General features: G+C 61.3%; 12 protein-coding genes. 8 read left to right on the top strand and 4 right to left on the bottom strand.

Annotation, left to right across the window (positions count from 1 at the left end; genetic code table 11):
* Positions 1 to 142: 142 nt before the first annotated feature.
* Both rlmM and tusA read left to right on the top strand, forming a co-directional pair.
* On the top strand, positions 143 to 1219 hold the full coding sequence (rlmM, locus tag BM403_RS26885; RefSeq protein ID WP_012722834.1) for a 23S rRNA (cytidine(2498)-2'-O)-methyltransferase RlmM: 1077 nt from the start codon (positions 143 to 145) through the stop codon (positions 1217 to 1219).
* Between the two features lie 160 nt (positions 1220 to 1379).
* Positions 1380 to 1613, top strand: a complete 234-nt coding sequence (gene tusA, locus BM403_RS26880; RefSeq protein WP_320400769.1) for a sulfurtransferase TusA — start codon at positions 1380 to 1382, stop codon at positions 1611 to 1613.
* On the opposite strand, the gene BM403_RS26875 is transcribed toward tusA, so the two are convergent.
* On the bottom strand, positions 1610 to 3004 hold the full coding sequence (locus BM403_RS26875) for an MATE family efflux transporter (protein ID WP_093546003.1): 1395 nt from the start codon (positions 3002 to 3004) through the stop codon (positions 1610 to 1612). The genes tusA and BM403_RS26875 overlap by 4 nt on opposite strands.
* Positions 3005 to 3144: 140 nt before the next feature.
* Here BM403_RS26875 and pdxB point away from each other — a divergent pair, with 140 nt between their 5' ends.
* Positions 3145 to 4287: a 4-phosphoerythronate dehydrogenase PdxB gene (pdxB, locus tag BM403_RS26870; protein WP_093546000.1), complete on the top strand. Its 1143-nt coding sequence runs from the start codon at positions 3145 to 3147 to the stop codon at positions 4285 to 4287.
* 51 nt (positions 4288 to 4338) lie between these two features.
* Here pdxB and BM403_RS31960 read toward each other — a convergent pair whose 3' ends face one another.
* Complete coding sequence (locus tag BM403_RS31960; protein ID WP_043204960.1) at positions 4339 to 4512, bottom strand: PA1571 family protein; 174 nt, start codon at positions 4510 to 4512, stop codon at positions 4339 to 4341.
* Positions 4513 to 4758: 246 nt separating this feature from the next.
* Between BM403_RS31960 and BM403_RS26865 the strand changes: the two genes are divergently transcribed.
* Positions 4759 to 6546 carry an ABC transporter ATP-binding protein/permease gene (locus BM403_RS26865; RefSeq protein ID WP_175538112.1) on the top strand — a complete coding sequence of 596 codons (1788 nt, stop codon included), beginning with the start codon at positions 4759 to 4761 and terminating at the stop codon, positions 6544 to 6546.
* A gap of 249 nt (positions 6547 to 6795) precedes the next feature.
* Here BM403_RS26865 and BM403_RS26860 read toward each other — a convergent pair whose 3' ends face one another.
* Complete coding sequence (locus tag BM403_RS26860) at positions 6796 to 8724, bottom strand: transglycosylase SLT domain-containing protein (protein WP_012722840.1); 1929 nt, start codon at positions 8722 to 8724, stop codon at positions 6796 to 6798.
* A gap of 213 nt (positions 8725 to 8937) precedes the next feature.
* On the opposite strand from BM403_RS26860, the gene BM403_RS26855 reads away from it, so the two are divergent.
* Entirely contained in the window at positions 8938 to 10857 is a 1920-nt protein-coding gene (locus BM403_RS26855) for an ATP-binding cassette domain-containing protein (RefSeq protein ID WP_012722841.1), read from the top strand.
* A gap of 183 nt (positions 10858 to 11040) precedes the next feature.
* Here BM403_RS26855 and BM403_RS26850 read toward each other — a convergent pair whose 3' ends face one another.
* Positions 11041 to 11481 carry a universal stress protein gene (locus BM403_RS26850; RefSeq protein WP_093545994.1) on the bottom strand — a complete coding sequence of 147 codons (441 nt, stop codon included), beginning with the start codon at positions 11479 to 11481 and terminating at the stop codon, positions 11041 to 11043.
* A gap of 105 nt (positions 11482 to 11586) precedes the next feature.
* On the opposite strand from BM403_RS26850, the gene BM403_RS26845 reads away from it, so the two are divergent.
* The 3 genes from BM403_RS26845 (at position 11587) to fadA (ending at position 15858) form a co-directional block, all read left to right on the top strand.
* Entirely contained in the window at positions 11587 to 12024 is a 438-nt protein-coding gene (locus BM403_RS26845; protein WP_046035153.1) for a hypothetical protein, read from the top strand.
* 481 nt (positions 12025 to 12505) lie between these two features.
* Entirely contained in the window at positions 12506 to 14653 is a 2148-nt protein-coding gene (gene fadB, locus BM403_RS26840) for a fatty acid oxidation complex subunit alpha FadB (RefSeq protein WP_046035152.1), read from the top strand.
* 29 nt (positions 14654 to 14682) lie between these two features.
* Positions 14683 to 15858: an acetyl-CoA C-acyltransferase FadA gene (gene fadA, locus BM403_RS26835; RefSeq protein WP_012722845.1), complete on the top strand. Its 1176-nt coding sequence runs from the start codon at positions 14683 to 14685 to the stop codon at positions 15856 to 15858.
* The last annotated feature ends 37 nt before the right edge of the window (positions 15859 to 15895 follow it).

Genomic DNA, 15895 nt, shown 5'->3' with positions numbered 1-15895 from the left:
AGAGCTTTCAAACTAGCCCTGATTTCAGTAGCTGGCTAATTACTGGACTCTATGGACAGAACCAAGGTTCCGAACTCAGCTATCATGCGCGCGTTTTCATGACAGGCTTTGCGATAGCGCAAGCCAGTTGCCAGGAGATTCAATGAACACCCTTTTTATGCACTGCCGCCCAGGTTTTGAAGGCGAAGTCTGTTCCGAGATCGCGGAACACGCCGCGCGCCTGAACGTTTCCGGCTACGCCAAGGCCAAGACCGGCAGCGCCTGCGCCGAATTTGTCTGCACCGAAGAAGACGGCGCCCAGCGCCTGATGCACGGCCAGCGTTTTGCCGAGCTGATCTTCCCGCGGCAATGGGCGCGCGGGGTATTCATCGACCTGCCGGAAACCGACCGCATCAGCGTGATCCTCGCCCACCTGCGCGAATTCCCGGTGTGCGGCAGCCTGTGGCTGGAGATGGTCGACACCAACGATGGCAAGGAACTGTCGAACTTCTGCAAGAAGTTCGAAGTGCACCTGCGCAAAGCCTTGCTGAACGCCGGCAAGCTGGTCGATGACCCGAGCAAGCCGCGCCTGCTGCTGACCTTCAAGAGCGGCCGCGAAGTGTTCATGGGGCTGGCGGAGTCGAACAACTCGGCCATGTGGCCGATGGGCATCCCGCGCCTGAAATTCCCACGGGATGCGCCCAGCCGTTCTACCCTCAAGCTGGAAGAGGCCTGGCACCACTTCATTCCCCGCGACCAGTGGGACGAGCGCCTGCACGGCGACATGACCGGCGTCGACCTCGGCGCAGCGCCGGGCGGTTGGACCTGGCAACTGGTCAACCGTGGCATGCTGGTAACCGCCATCGACAACGGCCCAATGGCCGAAAGCCTGATGGACACCGGCCTGGTCCAACACTTGATGGCCGACGGCTTCACCTTCGTGCCCAAGCAGCCGGTCGACTGGATGGTCTGCGATATCGTCGAGAAACCGGCGCGTAACGCCGCACTGCTGGAAACCTGGATCGGCGAGGGGCATTGCCGCGAGGCGGTGGTGAACCTCAAGTTGCCGATGAAACAGCGTTACGCCGAAGTGAAGCGCTTGCTGGAGCGTATCGAAGAGGGCTTCAAGGCGCGTGGTATTCGTGTGGAGATCGGCTGCAAGCAGCTGTATCACGACCGTGAGGAAGTGACTTGCCATTTGCGTCGGCTGGAAACAGCGAAGAAAACCAAGGCCCGCTGAGTCTAGGGCGGTCACCGCTCAAATGTGGGCGCTGGCTGGCCTGCGATAGCGGTATAACGGTCGATATCTATGATGAATGTGCCCCCGTCATCGCGGGCAAGCCCGCTCCCACAGTAGAGCGGGTCTGTTTCAGGAGTGAAGTATGAGTCATCCAGAAGAAATGCCTGTAGACGGCACCCTCGACGCCACCGGCCTCAACTGCCCGGAACCGGTCATGATGCTGCACCAGCACATCCGCGACCTGCCGCCCGGTGGCTTGCTCAAGGTGATCGCGACCGACCCGTCCACGCGTCGCGATATTCCCAAGTTCTGCGTGTTCCTGGACCACGAACTGGTGGATCAGCAGGAGCAGGCCGGTACGTACCTGTACTGGATCCGCAAGAACTCCGTTTAACCCAACGCCTTGTCTGCGCGAATGCGCCGGCGTGCACTGCGCGCCAGGCGCACCAGCAACATCCCCGCCGCGCAGCTCAGGCCTACGATCAGCCCTTGCCACAAGCCGCTTGGGCCGCTGGGTTCGCCCAGCCAGTCGGTCAGGCCCAAGGCATAACCCACCGGCAGGCCCACACCCCAATACGCGAACAAGGTCAGCACCATGGTCACGCGGGTGTCCTGGTAGCCACGCAGCGCACCCGCCGCCGTGACCTGGATCGAGTCGGAGAACTGGAACAGCGCTGAGAACACGATCAACATCGACGCCAAGTGAATCACCACCGGGTCCGGGGTGTAGATCGCCGCAATCTGCTCGCGAAACACCAGCATCAGGCTGCAAGACAAGCAGGCATACGCCAGCGCAGTGCCCATGCCGACACCGGCGGCGAAGCGCGCTTCACGCGGTTCGCCGCGGCCCAGGGCCTGGCCGACGCGCACGGTGACGGCCATGCTCAAGGAGTAGGGGATCATGAACACCAGCGAGCTGACGTTCAGGGCGATCTGATGGCCGGACACTACCGTGGCCCCCAGGCTACCGAGCAGCAAGGCGATTACCGCGAAAATGCTCGATTCGGCAAAAATCGCGATGCCAATCGGTAGGCCAATCCCCAGTACACGCTTGATCACCGCCCATTGCGGCCAGTCGAAGCGCGTGAACAATTCGCTGCTCTGATAGGCCGGGCCCCAGCGGGTCCAGCCGGCCAGGCCGAGCATCATCACCCACATCGCAATGGCCGTGGCCCAGCCACACCCTACGCCACCCATGGCCGGCAGGCCGAGGTGACCGTAGATGAAGATGTAGTTCAGCGGAATGTTCAGCGCCAGGCCACACAGGCCCATCACCATGCTCGGCCGCGTGCGGCCCAGGCCGTCGCTGAAACAGCGCAACACGTAATACAGCGCAATGGCCGGCATACCGGCGGCAATGCCGTGCAGGTAGCCCATGGACGGCGCGATCAGGTCGGGCTCGACCTTCATCGCACGCAGGATCGGTTCGGCGCAGAGCAACAGCAGCGCGCCCGTGATACCGACCACCACGGCCAGCCACAAGGACTGTCGCACCAGCGGCCCGATCTCGCTGAACTGGCCCGCGCCGTAGCGCTGAGCAACTTTCGGGGTAGTGGCCAGCAGCGTGCCGGTCATCAGCAGGTACACCGGGATCCAGATCGAATTGCCCAGGCCTACGGCCGCCAGGTCCTGGGGGCTGACGCGCCCGGCCATGACCGCATCGACAAAGCTCATCGCCGTGGTGGCCAGTTGGCCGATGATGATCGGCAAGGCGAGCGTCAACAGGCCGCGCACTTCCCGGCTGATGCGGGCGGGGCGGGTGAGGGTGGCGGTGGCAGTGTTCACGTACAGGTGTCCAGTAGAAGGCAGCGCAAGGACGGCGGATTCTACGCCTTGACGCATCGGTCAGGAAAAAACCTGTGTTAGCGATTTGTAAGCGAGGGCTGCGATCCCTGTACACTGCGGGTCCGCCAAAGGAGCCTGCCATGCTGATTGTTGCCGACGAAAATATTCCGCTGCTCGATGCATTTTTCCAAGGATTTGGCGAGATTCGCCGCGTGCCCGGCCGTTCCCTCGACCGCGCTACGGTCGAGCAGGCTGATGTGTTGCTGGTGCGTTCGGTGACCAACGTCAACCGTGCATTGCTGGAGGGCAGCAAGGTTCGCTTCGTCGGCACCTGCACCATTGGCACCGACCATCTGGACCTCGATTACTTCAAGCAGGCCGGCATCCAGTGGTCCAGCGCCCCCGGCTGCAACGCGCGTGGCGTGGTGGACTATGTGCTGGGCAGCCTGCAGACCCTGGCCGAGATCGAAGGCGCCGACCTCAATCAGCGTACTTACGGTGTGGTGGGCGCGGGTGAAGTGGGCGGGCGGCTGGTCAAGGTGCTCAAGGGCCTGGGCTGGAACGTGCTGGTGTGCGACCCGCCACGGCAGATCGCCGAGGACGGCGACTACGTCAGCCTGGCGCAGATCATCGAGCAATGCGACGTGATCAGCCTGCACACGCCGCTGACCAAGTCCGGCAACGGTTCCACCTGGCACCTGTTCGACCGCCAGCGCCTCGAGCAGCTCAAGCCCGGCACCTGGCTGATCAACGCCAGCCGTGGCCCGGTGGTGGACAACGCCGCGCTGCGTGAGGTGTTGCTGGCGCGTGAAGACCTGCAAGCGGTGCTGGACGTGTGGGAAGGCGAACCCGAAGTAGATGTCGACCTGGCTGATTTGTGCGTGCTGGCCACGCCGCATATCGCCGGCTACAGCCTGGAGGGCCGGCAGCGCGGCACGGCGCAGATCTATCAGGCGTTCTGTGCGCACCTGGGGCAGGCGCCGAGCATCCTGTTGAGTGATCTGCTGCCGCCACCGTGGTTGGCCGAGGTGCACTTGAATGCATCGACTGACCCGGCCTGGGCATTGGCGACCCTGTGCCGCAGCGTGTACGACCCGCGTCGCGATGATGCGGATTTCCGTCGTAGCCTTGTGGGAACGGTGGAAGAGCAGCGTAAGGCGTTTGACCTGCTGCGCAAGCATTACCCTGAGCGCCGCGAGATCGAGGGTTTGAAGGTGCGGATCAATGGGGAGTCGACGGCCCTGGCCAGTATCGTGTCCGCATTGGGCGCGCAGGCAATTTAAACGCCAATAAAAACCCGGCCACCTGGGCCGGGTTTGAAAGAGCGTGGCGTTTCAGCCTTGCTGGGCAGGCTTGACCAATTTTTCTTCCAGTTCGCTGCAGGCTTGCTGGATCATCTCTTCGGTGATCTGCACTTCACGGCCCTGAGCGTCGATGTACGAGCAAGGCAGCTGCTGCGGCTGGCGGATCACTTCAATCTTGGCATCGCTGCTATTTTGCAAGGTCATGGCCTGTCTCCTCATCAGGTTGTGTACCCACTTTAAGACCCCCGCGTGACCACGCTGTTACAACTCCCTGCGGGATCACCGGTTCGAACACCCAGTCCACCAGAAACCGATACAAATTTCCAGCCAGGGGTTAGACCAATAGCCTCTAGGGATCAGCGTTGGCGGGCATAATTAACCTGACTCATTGCTATTTGCCCAAGTTCCCCCAATGTTGGGGTGTAGATACTTATCTCCCCTGCGCAGGTGATGCCCTCCATGTTCTCAGTCCGTCAACGCCGTGCGATCCGCCTGGCCAGCCGCTTCATTGCGCCTTACCGCTGGCACGCACTCGGCGCCCTGTTGGCGCTCATCGTTACCGCCGGCATTACTTTGTCCATGGGGCAGGGCATCCGCCTGCTGGTGGACCAGGGTTTCATGACCCAGTCGCCGCACCTGCTCAACCAGTCCATCGGCCTGTTCATGATGCTGGTGCTGGGCTTGGCGGTGGGCACGTTTGCACGGTTTTACCTGGTGTCGTGGATCGGCGAACGGGTGGTGGCCGATATCCGTCGGCAAGTGTTCAACCATCTTATTTACCTGCACCCGGGCTTCTACGAGAACAACCGCAGTTCGGAAATCCAGTCGCGGCTGACCACCGACACCACCTTGCTGCAATCGGTGATCGGCTCCTCGCTGTCGCTGTTCCTGCGCAATGCGTTGATGGTCATCGGTGGCATCGTGCTGCTGTTTGTCACCAACCCCAAGCTCACCAGTATCGTGGTGGTGGCGCTGCCGCTGGTGCTGGCGCCGATCCTGATTTTCGGCCGGCGCGTGCGCAGCCTGTCGCGACAAAGCCAGGACCGCATCGCTGATGTGGGCAGCTATGTGTCCGAGACCCTCGGTCAGATCAAGACCGTGCAGGCGTACAACCACCAGGTGCAGGACGAACAGCGCTTCGCCGTGACGGTGGAAGACGCCTTTACCACCGCGCGCAAACGCATCACCCAGCGTGCCTGGTTGATTACCCTGGTGATCATGCTGGTGCTGGGCGCCGTGGGGGTGATGCTGTGGGTGGGTGGCATGGACGTCATCAGCGGGCGGATTTCCGGCGGTGAGCTGGCGGCGTTTGTGTTCTACAGCCTGATCGTCGGCAGCGCGGTCGGCACCCTGAGTGAAGTGCTCGGCGAACTGCAACGCGCTGCCGGTGCCGCCGAGCGCATTGGCGAGTTATTGCAGTCGAACAATGACATCCAGGCGCCCGCCGACGGCACCGTCCAACTGCCGGAGCGGGTCAGCGGCCGCATGGAACTGCAAGACCTGCGCTTTTCCTACCCTTCACGTCCCGACAGCTACGCCATCGACGGCTTGAATTTGACCATCAACCCCGGGGAAACCCTGGCGCTGGTAGGCCCATCCGGTGCCGGTAAATCGACCATTTTCGACCTGCTGCTGCGCTTCTACGACCCCCAGCAAGGCCGCATCCTGCTCGAAGGCCACCCGCTGACCGAACTCGACCCCATGGACCTGCGCCGCCACTTCGCCTTGGTCTCCCAGAGCCCGGCGCTGTTTTTCGGCAGCGTCGAAGAGAACATCCGCTACGGCAACCCGACGGCCACCACCGAACAGGTCGAAGCCGCCGCGCGCATTGCCCATGCTCATGACTTCATCCTGCAAATGCCCGACGGCTACCAGACCCACCTCGGCGACGGCGGCATGGGCCTCTCCGGCGGCCAACGTCAGCGCCTGGCCATCGCCCGTGCGCTGCTGGTGGACGCGCCGATACTGCTGCTCGACGAAGCCACCAGCGCCCTCGATGCCCAGAGTGAACACCTGATCCAGCAAGCACTGCCGCAATTGATGCAGGGTCGCACCACGCTGGTGATCGCCCATCGATTGGCCACGGTGAAGAACGCTGACCGCATTGCGGTGATGGACCAGGGCAAGCTGGTGGCGGTGGGTACGCATCAGCAGTTGATTGCGAGCAATCCGCTGTATGCGCGGTTGGCGGCGTTGCAGTTCAGTGATGGTGCTGAGGGTGCGGAAAGCGAGGACTAGGCGTTTGATATAGTGAGCGGGCTTGCCCCGCGCTGGGCTGCGTAGCAGCCCTAACACGGACGATGCGGTGTATCAGTCACCCCTACACCCTACACTCACCCCTACACTGCGGCCACTGGATTGGGAGTGCTCCGCCCTCCAGCGCGGGGCAAGCCCGCTCACCACAAAAATCCAGGGTCACCCCCGTTTTACAAGCCCGCTCGACATCCGGCAGGAATCGCCAGCAGTGTGGCAGCCTCTGCCTAGGCCTTACTGATCATCAAAATACCGCTCATGCCAATCCACCAACGGCTGGGGGGAGTTGAGCTTCTGCCCGTAGATCACCGAATAAGACAGCACGTTCTGCACATACTGGCGGGTTTCGTCGAACGGGATGCTTTCCACCCATACGTCGAAACTCAGGTGATCGGCGCCGCGCAGCCACTGGCGCACACGGCCGGGGCCGGCGTTGTAGGCGGCGGAGGCGAGCACGCGGTTGCCGTTGAACTGGCTGTGCACCTGGCTCAGGTAGGCGGCGCCGAGCTGGATGTTTTTGTCCGGGTCCAGCACTTGGGCCGGGGAGGCCAGGGGGATACTGAACTTGCGCGCGGTTTCCTTGGCGGTGCCGGGCATCAGTTGCATCAGGCCGCTGGCGCCGACGCCGGAGCGGGCGTCGTCCATGAAGGCGCTTTCCTGGCGGGTGATCGCGAATATCCAGCTGGAGTGCAGGCCGCGCACCTTGGCTTCCCGCACCAGGGTGTCGCGGTGGGCCATCGGGAAGCGGATGTCCAAGTCGTCCCAGTACTGCGCCTGGCTGATCGTGCGGATGGCGGGGAAGTACCACTTCATGTCGTAGGCCAGCTTGGCCTGGGCGACCATCTCGTCGCGGTTGAAGTGACGGCTGACGTGGTACCACTCACGGCGGCCATCCACGATCTGGCCACGCGCGTAGAACTCCAGCGCACGGCGTACGCCGGGGGTGTTGCGTACTTTGTTGACCAGCGCCTGGCTCATCAGCAAGGGCTTGTTCTTCAGTTGGTACGGCGCCTTTGAGCGATCCGCCGCGAGGAAACCATAGAAGTCGCGTTCTTGCGCCAGGTGCTTGTACAGGACCAGCGCTTGCGGGTTGTTAGGCTCGGCCAGTTCGAGGCTGCGGGCTTGCCAGTAGCGCCAGCGGTTGGTGGTGGCCAGGTCTTGTGGGAGCTTGCGGGTCAGCTGGTAGGCATCTTCCCAGCGCGCCAGGCGCAACAGCAGGCGCAGGCGCCATTCCGAGACGGTGTTATCGCGCAACTCGGGGTCGTACTTGGTCATCACCTCGAGGGCGCGCGGGTCGTAGCGCTTGGCCAGGGTCAGGCCGATTTCACGGGCGATCGACACTTTTTCGTCACGCGAGAAGTGCATGCTGCTGGCGTAGCCATCGAGCAGGGCCATGGCCTTGTCCGGATCCTGGCGTGCCAGGCGGCGCAAGCCCAGGCCCACGGCGTCGGACATGGCCTCGGTCGCCGGCAGGAAACGTGACGGGTCGCTGAGCATGTCGGGCTTTTGCGCCACGTCGACCATCAAGCGACCTTGGGCGCCGAGGGTGGGCAGGGTTTTCACCAGGCTGTTGGCCAGCGCGTAGTTGCGCGCTTCGGCGGCGAGTTTGGCGCGATCCCAGATTTTCTGTTCGGTGAGTTGGCCGTCAGCCGCCCATTGGCCGAAGGTGACATCGCAGGCCGCCGGTTGGGACTTGCCGGTCATCCAGAGTTTTTCAGCGGTCTTGTAGCCTTCGGCTTTCAGATTGTGCGTGAGCTGGAACTGGCCGTGCAGGCAGTCCAGTTCGACGAAATTGAGTTTGGCGTCGTAGTACTTTTCAAAGGTCTGCCAGTCGCCGCGTTCGGCCAGCCAGCGCAACCAGCGCAGTTTCATCCAGTTGGCCTGGGGCAGGTCGCCGTTTTTGGCAAGGAACTGCTCGATTTCCTGGTTGCTCGCGGTTTTCAGGCGGGCGGTCAGTTCGTCGTAGGCCAGGTACGGCGTCAGCGGGTAGTCGGCCAGGGCCTGGCTGTATTGCATGTACGGTCCGGTATCGCCCTTGGCCAGGGCCCGTTTGGCTTCATCGTAATATTGACGTTGGGTGGTGAGGTCCACGGCCTGGGCGGATTGAACGGCGGTGGCGGAAAGAAGCAGACAAGATAAAAAGTTGAAAAGGCGACTGCGCATGAGACGTCCGTGCAGAGAAATCACGACTAGCACCGGCACCGCCGACACTGATTGCCCCTAGCTTAGCCTTTTGCCCGCAGCCGTTGAAAGCTTTGCCGGGCGGTTCGTTCAAGTTCGTTGGAAATGTCCTACAGAACGTGTCGGCAGCGAAAATGCCGGCCGCATCCCACCGTCAACTCAGGTAGAATGCGCGCCCAGTTTTTGGAGAAGCGTATGACCCTGCTCAAATTCAGCGATGTGTCCCTTGCTTTCGGCGCTATGCCGTTGTTGGACAAGGTGTCCTGGCAGATCGCCCGTGGTGAGCGGGTGTGCATCATCGGCCGCAATGGCACCGGCAAGTCCAGCATGATGAAGCTGGTCAAGGGCGACCAGAAGCCCGATGAAGGCTCCGTATGGCGCGCTCCGGGCCTCAAGATTGGCGAATTGCCGCAAGAATTGCCGGTGGCCGACGGACGGACTGTGTTCGACGTGGTTGCCGAAGGCCTGGATGGCGTGGGCGAGTTGCTCGCGCAATACCATCACCTGGCGCAGAACTGTGTCACCGAAGAAGACCTGGACAAGCTGATGCACGTCCAGCAAGACCTCGAAGCCCGTGACGGCTGGCGCCTGCAGCAACTGGTCGACAGCACCTTGAGCCGCCTGCAACTGCCGGCCGACAAGACCCTCGCCGAATTGTCCGGCGGCTGGCGTCGTCGTGTGCTGCTGGCTCAGGCCCTGGTCTCCGAGCCCGACCTGCTGTTGCTCGACGAACCCACCAACCACCTGGACATCGGCGCCATCGCCTGGCTGGAAGAAGCCATCAAGGATTTCCAGGGCGCCGTGCTGTTTATCACGCACGACCGTGCCTTCCTGCAGAGCTTGGCCACGCGCATCCTCGAACTGGACCGCGGCGGCCTGATCGACTGGAACGGCGACTACGCCAGCTTCCTGGTGCATAAAGAGGCCGCGCTGTCCGCTGAAGAGACCGCCAACGCGTTGTTCGACAAGAAACTGGCTCAGGAAGAAGTCTGGATCCGCCAAGGCATCAAGGCGCGCCGCACCCGTAACGAAGGCCGTGTACGTGCACTGAAAGCCCTGCGCGTTGAGCGCAGCGAGCGTCGTGAGCGCACCGGCAAGGCCAACATCCAGCTGGACACCGCCGACAAGTCGGGCAAGCAGGTGATGGTCCTCGAGAACGTGAGCTTCGCGCACCCGGGCGGCCCGTTCCTGATCAAGGACTTCTCGATGGTCCTAGCGCGCGGCGACCGTATCGGTCTGCTCGGCGCCAACGGTACCGGCAAGACCACCTTGCTCAAGCTGATGCTCAATGGTCTGCAGCCGACCAGCGGCACCGTGGAAGAGGGCACGCGCATCGACGTGGCTTACTTCGACCAGCTGCGCCACCAGTTGGACCTGGAGAAAACCGTGATCGACAACGTCGCCGAAGGCCGCGACTTTATCGACATCGACGGCCAGAGCCGCCACGTGCTCAGCTACCTGGGCGACTTCCTGTTCAGCCCTCAACGTGCGCGTACGCCGGTTAAAGCCTTGTCCGGTGGTGAGCGTGCGCGCCTGCTGCTGGCCAAGCTGTTCAGCAAGCCGGCCAACCTGCTGGTACTCGACGAACCGACCAACGACCTCGATGTGGAAACCCTCGAACTGTTGGAAGAAGTGCTGCTGACCTTCAACGGCACCGTGCTGATGGTCAGTCACGACCGGGCATTCCTCGACAACGTGGTCACCAGCACCCTGGTCTTCGAAGGTGAAGGCAAGGTGCGTGAATACGTCGGTGGCTATCAGGACTGGCTGCGCCAGGGCGGCTCGCCGCGTTTGCTGGGCGTGACTGAGAGCAAGTCCGGCAAGGCCGACCTGACCTCCGCTGTGGTTGCCCCCGTGGAAGCTGCTGCGCCGGCCCAGGAAGCTGCACCAGCGGCCAAGAAGAAACTCAGCTACAAGCTGCAGCGTGAGCTGGAGGCCTTGCCGGGCGATATCGACGCCAAGGAACAGCAGATCGCTGCGGTCGAAGCGGAAATGGCTGACGCAGGTTTCTACCTGCGCCCGGCGGCCGAAACTGCCAAGGTGATTGCCTCCCTGGAGACGTTGAACCACGAGCTGGAAGTGTTGGTTGAGCGTTGGGCCGAGCTGGATGCCTGATTGATTGCAGTGCATTAAAAAACCCGGTGTTCATTGGCATGAGCACCGGGTTTTTCATATGAAATGCAGTCCAAAATGTGGGAGGGGGCTTGCTCCCGCTAGCAGTTTGTCAGCTGATGCAGCGGGTGACTGAAACACCGCTATCGGGAGCAAGCCCCCACCCACATTTGATCTTCAAGGAGCTTACGAGGATTTGACCAGCTTCACCGCCAGCACATCGCACGGCGCACCGTGCAATACATCATTGGCGGTAGAGCCCAGTAGCAGCGCCAAGCCGTGACGGCCATGGCTGCCGACCACGATCAGGTCGCAAGCCTTTTCCTTGGCCAAGTGGTGGATTTCCTGGCGCGGTTGGCCGTATGTCAGGTGGCAGTCGTCCTTTTTCAAGTGCGGGTATTTCAGAATCAAACGGTCGAGGCGCTCTTTGGCCTGGTCGAATTGTTGTTGCTGCAACTGGGAAAGGTCCATCGGCACGTCGCCACCAAAGGCCATGGCCATGGGCTCGACGATATGCACCAGCGACAGTTTGGCGCCATTGGCGATTGCAGATTCCTGCGCGCGCTTGATCACTGGATCGCACTCTTCGGTCAGATCGACAGCGACCAGAATATGTTGGTAGGGCATGAGGCGTTCCTCCAGGGGACTGCAATAAGTTCAGTATGGCTGCTTTCAAGCGGATCGGGTTGCGTCAGGTCAAATCCGCTCATCTAGAAATTCGGGAGTACACATATGACGGTCTGGATAGTGGTGTCAATCCTTGTGGTGGTTCTGAGCCCTCTGGCATGGCTGCGCCCGTCGCGCCATCAGAGCGGGCGCATGGCCCTGCGCATGGAAGCGCGCCGCATCGGCCTGGCCATGCAGCTGGCCCCTCAGGAGTGGCCGCACTGGCTCAAGCAGGAGCCGCCGAGCCCGTGCGCGCAGTACTGCCGGCCACGGCGTGGCAGCACCCCGGCGATCTGGAGTTACTGGCAGTTGGAGCCGGGGGTGTGGGTCAATCAGTGGCGCGAAGTGTGCGTCGATGAGAAGTTGTTGCCGCATTTTGCAACGCTGCCGGCCAACGTCTACAAAGTCGAGGCTGACAAGCAAATGATCGCCTTGTATTGGGGCGAGAAGGGCGAGGCCAGTGTGTTGAAAGATATCGATGCGTTGCTCAAAGCGCTCGCTTAACGGCCACGCAATAAAAAGCCCGACATCATCATCGGGCTGGAGTTGGCCAGGCAGGCCGGTAAATCGAGGGTTCCCGCGTCGGATGTTCATCCAGGCGCGTTACGGTTGTCGCTAGCCTAGCGGCAGATCCCGTTCTGTACAGCCTTTTTACTCATATTTTCTGTTATTGATTTCGTGAATATTTGAATATTGACGGAGCGAGTCCTTGCCGTTGGGGTTCTGAAATGACTGGAAAGTCGCGTTTTTCCTAGCCTTTCGAGCGATTGACAATTGCCCGGAATTGGATGAAGGTGGCGTACCCAAATCAAACGGGCGTATGAATTGAGCGTTTGTCTGTCAGACGACTCATACAGAATCCCGACTATCGCATTGGCGGGTGTGCCTGGCGGATTGGCATGAGCATTGACGCAACTGTCAGTGTCCAACCAGAGGCCAGCGTCCAATGTGTACTGTTCAGCTTCCATATCGTGGAGATCAGTTGATGATTTACGAAGGTAAAGCCATCACGGTTAAGGCTCTTGAAAGTGGCATCGTCGAACTGAAATTCGACCTCAAGGGTGAGTCCGTCAACAAGTTCAACCGTCTAACCCTGAACGAACTGCGTCAGGCCGTAGACACCATCAAGGCTGATGCATCGATCAAAGGCGTGATCGTCTCCAGCGGCAAGGACGTGTTCATCGTCGGCGCTGACATCACCGAATTCGTCGACAACTTCAAGCTGCCCGATGCCGAGCTGGTGGCTGGCAACCTCGAAGCCAACAAGATTTTCAGCGATTTCGAAGACCTCAACGTACCGACCGTCGCCGCGATCAACGGCATCGCGTTGGGCGGCGGCCTGGAAATGTGCCTGGCGGCAGACTTCCGCGTCATGTCGGCCACGGCCAAGATCGGCCTGCCTGAAGTCAAGTTGGGCATCTACCCAGGGTTTGGCGGCACCGTGCGCCTGCCGCGCCTGATCGGTGCCGACAACGCCATCGAGTGGATCGCCGCCGGCAAGGAAAACCGTGCCGAAGACGCGCTGAAAGTCGGTGCCGTCGATGCTGTGGTTGCCCCGGACAAACTCGCCGAAGCCGCACTGAACCTGATCAAAGGCGCCATCAGCGGCGAATTTGACTACAAGGCCAAGCGTCAGCCGAAGATGGAAAAACTCAAGCTCAACGCCATCGAACAAATGATGTCGTTCGAAACCGCCAAGGGTTTCGTGGCTGGCCAGGCCGGGCCGAACTACCCGGCGCCGGTTGAAGCGATCAAGACCATCCAGAAAGCCGCGAACTTCGGTCGCGACAAAGCCCTGGAAGTGGAAGCGGCAGGTTTCGTCAAACTGGCGAAAACCTCGGCGGCCCAGAGCCTGATCGGCCTGTTCCTGAACGATCAGGAGCTGAAGAAAAAGGCCAAGGCCTACGACGAGATCGCCCGCGACGTGAAACAGGCTGCCGTACTCGGCGCCGGTATCATGGGCGGCGGTATCGCCTATCAGTCGGCGTCCAAGGGCACGCCGATCCTGATGAAAGACATCAACGAGCACGGTATCGAGCAAGGCCTGGCAGAAGCCGCCAAGCTGCTGGTGGGTCGTGTGGATAAAGGTCGCATGACCGCAGCGAAGATGGCTGAAGTGCTTAACGGCATTCGTCCTACGCTGTCCTACGGTGATTTCGGGCATGTCGACCTGGTGGTCGAAGCCGTAGTCGAGAACCCGAAGGTCAAGCAGGCCGTGCTGGCCGAAGTCGAAGCCCAGGTCAAAGACGACACTATCCTGGCCTCCAACACCTCGACCATTTCCATCTCGCTGCTGGCCAAGGCCCTCAAGCGTCCGGAAAACTTCGTCGGCATGCACTTCTTCAACCCGGTGCACATGATGCCGCTGGTCGAAGTGATCCGTGGCGAGAAGTCCAGCGAGCTGGCAGTGGCCACCACCGTTGCCTACGCCAAGAAAATGGGCAAGAACCCGATCGTGGTCAATGACTGCCCGGGCTTCCTGGTCAACCGCGTGCTGTTCCCGTACTTCGGCGGCTTCGCCAAGCTGGTCAGCGCCGGTGTGGACTTCGTGCGCATCGACAAGGTCATGGAAAAATTCGGCTGGCCGATGGGCCCGGCGTACCTGATGGACGTGGTCGGCATCGACACCGGCCACCACGGCCGCGACGTGATGGCTGAAGGCTTCCCGGACCGCATGAAAGACGACCGCCGTTCGGCGATCGACGCGCTGTACGAGGCCAAGCGCCTGGGCCAGAAGAACGGCAAGGGTTTCTACGCCTACGAGGCCGACAAGAAGGGCAAGCAGAAGAAAGTGGCCGATCCGTCGGTGCACGAAGTGCTGGCTCCGGTCATCTACGAACAGCGTGAGGTGTCCGACGAAGACATCATCAACTGGATGATGATCGCCCTGTGCCTGGAAACCGTGCGTTGCCTGGAAGACGGCATCGTCGAGACCGCCGCCGAAGCCGATATGGGCCTGGTGTACGGTATTGGTTTCCCTCCATTCCGTGGTGGTGCGCTGCGTTACATCGATTCGATCGGTGTGGCTGAGTTCGTTGCCCTGGCTGACAAATACGCTGATTTGGGCCCGCTGTACCACCCGACCGCGAAGCTGCGTGAAATGGCCAAGAATGGCCAGAGCTTCTTCGGTTAAGCGCCCAGACGACTAGAGCGAGAATATTTATGAGCTTGAATCCAAGAGACGTGGTGATTGTCGACTTCGGTCGCACACCGATGGGCCGCTCCAAGGGCGGCATGCACCGCAACACCCGTGCCGAAGACATGTCGGCACACCTGATCAGCAAGTTGCTGGAGCGCAACGTCAAGGTCGACCCGAACGAAGTCGAAGACGTGATCTGGGGCTGCGTCAACCAGACCCTGGAGCAGGGCTGGAACATCGCGCGCATGGCGTCGCTGATGACTCAGATCCCGCACACCGCCGCCGGCCAGACCGTGAGCCGCCTGTGCGGTTCGTCGATGAGCGCGCTGCACACTGCCGCCCAGGCAATCATGACCGGCAACGGTGATGTGTTCGTGGTCGGCGGTGTGGAGCACATGGGCCACGTCAGCATGATGCACGGCGTCGATCCTAATCCGCACATGTCGCTGTACGCGGCAAAAGCCTCGGGCATGATGGGCCTGACCGCGGAAATGCTCGGCAAAATGCACGGCATTACCCGTGAAGCCCAGGATGCGTTTGGCCTGCGTTCGCACCAGCTCGCCCACAAGGCGACCGTGGAAGGCAAGTTCAAGGATGAAATCATCCCGATGAACGGTTATGACGAGAACGGTTTCCTCAAACTGTTCGATTACGACGAAACCATTCGTCCGGATACCACCCTGGAAAGCCTGGCGGCTCTGAAGCCGGCGTTCAATCCAAAGGGCGGCACCGTGACCGCCGGTACTTCGTCGCAAATCACCGACGGTGCCTCGTGCATGATCGTGATGTCGGCGCAGCGTGCCCAGGACCTGGGTATCCAGCCGCTGGCCGTGATCCGTTCGATGGCAGTGGCGGGTGTGGACCCGGCGATCATGGGCTATGGTCCAGTACCGGCCACACAAAAAGCCTTGAAGCGCGCGGGCCTGACCATCTCGGATATCGACTTCTTCGAGCTCAATGAAGCTTTCGCCGCACAGGCCCTGCCCGTGCTGAAAGATTTGAAAGTGCTCGACAAGATGAATGAGAAGGTTAACCTGCACGGCGGCGCAATTGCCCTGGGCCACCCATTTGGTTGCTCCGGTGCGCGTATCTCCGGCACTTTGCTTAACGTGATGAAGCAAAATGGCGGCAACCTCGGGGTAGCCACCATGTGCATTGGTCTCGGCCAAGGCATTTCCACCGTCTTCGAACGCATCTAAGCGTTGGGTTGACGGAAGCCGGGGCCCAGTGCCCCGG

Source organism: Pseudomonas sp. OV546 (genome assembly GCF_900116845.1).
Taxonomy (GTDB): Bacteria; Pseudomonadota; Gammaproteobacteria; order Pseudomonadales; family Pseudomonadaceae; genus Aquipseudomonas; species Aquipseudomonas petroselini.
The sequence above is the reverse complement of the archived record's forward strand: the minus strand, read 5'-3'. Positions and strand labels throughout refer to the sequence as shown.

Excerpts from the sequence above, each read along its gene's own strand:
- BM403_RS26855 (WP_012722841.1), top strand. The coding sequence starts at position 8,938 with ATGACCCTGCTCAAATTCAGCGATGTGTCCCTTGCTTTCGGCGCTATG.
- BM403_RS26865 (WP_175538112.1), top strand. The coding sequence starts at position 4,759 with ATGCCCTCCATGTTCTCAGTCCGTCAACGCCGTGCGATCCGCCTGGCC.
- pdxB (WP_093546000.1), top strand. The coding sequence starts at position 3,145 with ATGCTGATTGTTGCCGACGAAAATATTCCGCTGCTCGATGCATTTTTC.
- rlmM (WP_012722834.1), top strand. The coding sequence starts at position 143 with ATGAACACCCTTTTTATGCACTGCCGCCCAGGTTTTGAAGGCGAAGTC.
- BM403_RS26860 (WP_012722840.1), bottom strand. The coding sequence starts at position 8,724 with ATGCGCAGTCGCCTTTTCAACTTTTTATCTTGTCTGCTTCTTTCCGCC.
- BM403_RS26850 (WP_093545994.1), bottom strand. The coding sequence starts at position 11,481 with ATGCCCTACCAACATATTCTGGTCGCTGTCGATCTGACCGAAGAGTGC.
- tusA (WP_320400769.1), top strand. The coding sequence starts at position 1,380 with ATGCCTGTAGACGGCACCCTCGACGCCACCGGCCTCAACTGCCCGGAA.
- BM403_RS26845 (WP_046035153.1), top strand. The coding sequence starts at position 11,587 with ATGACGGTCTGGATAGTGGTGTCAATCCTTGTGGTGGTTCTGAGCCCT.
- BM403_RS31960 (WP_043204960.1), bottom strand. The coding sequence starts at position 4,512 with ATGACCTTGCAAAATAGCAGCGATGCCAAGATTGAAGTGATCCGCCAG.
- fadB (WP_046035152.1), top strand. The coding sequence starts at position 12,506 with ATGATTTACGAAGGTAAAGCCATCACGGTTAAGGCTCTTGAAAGTGGC.
- fadA (WP_012722845.1), top strand. The coding sequence starts at position 14,683 with ATGAGCTTGAATCCAAGAGACGTGGTGATTGTCGACTTCGGTCGCACA.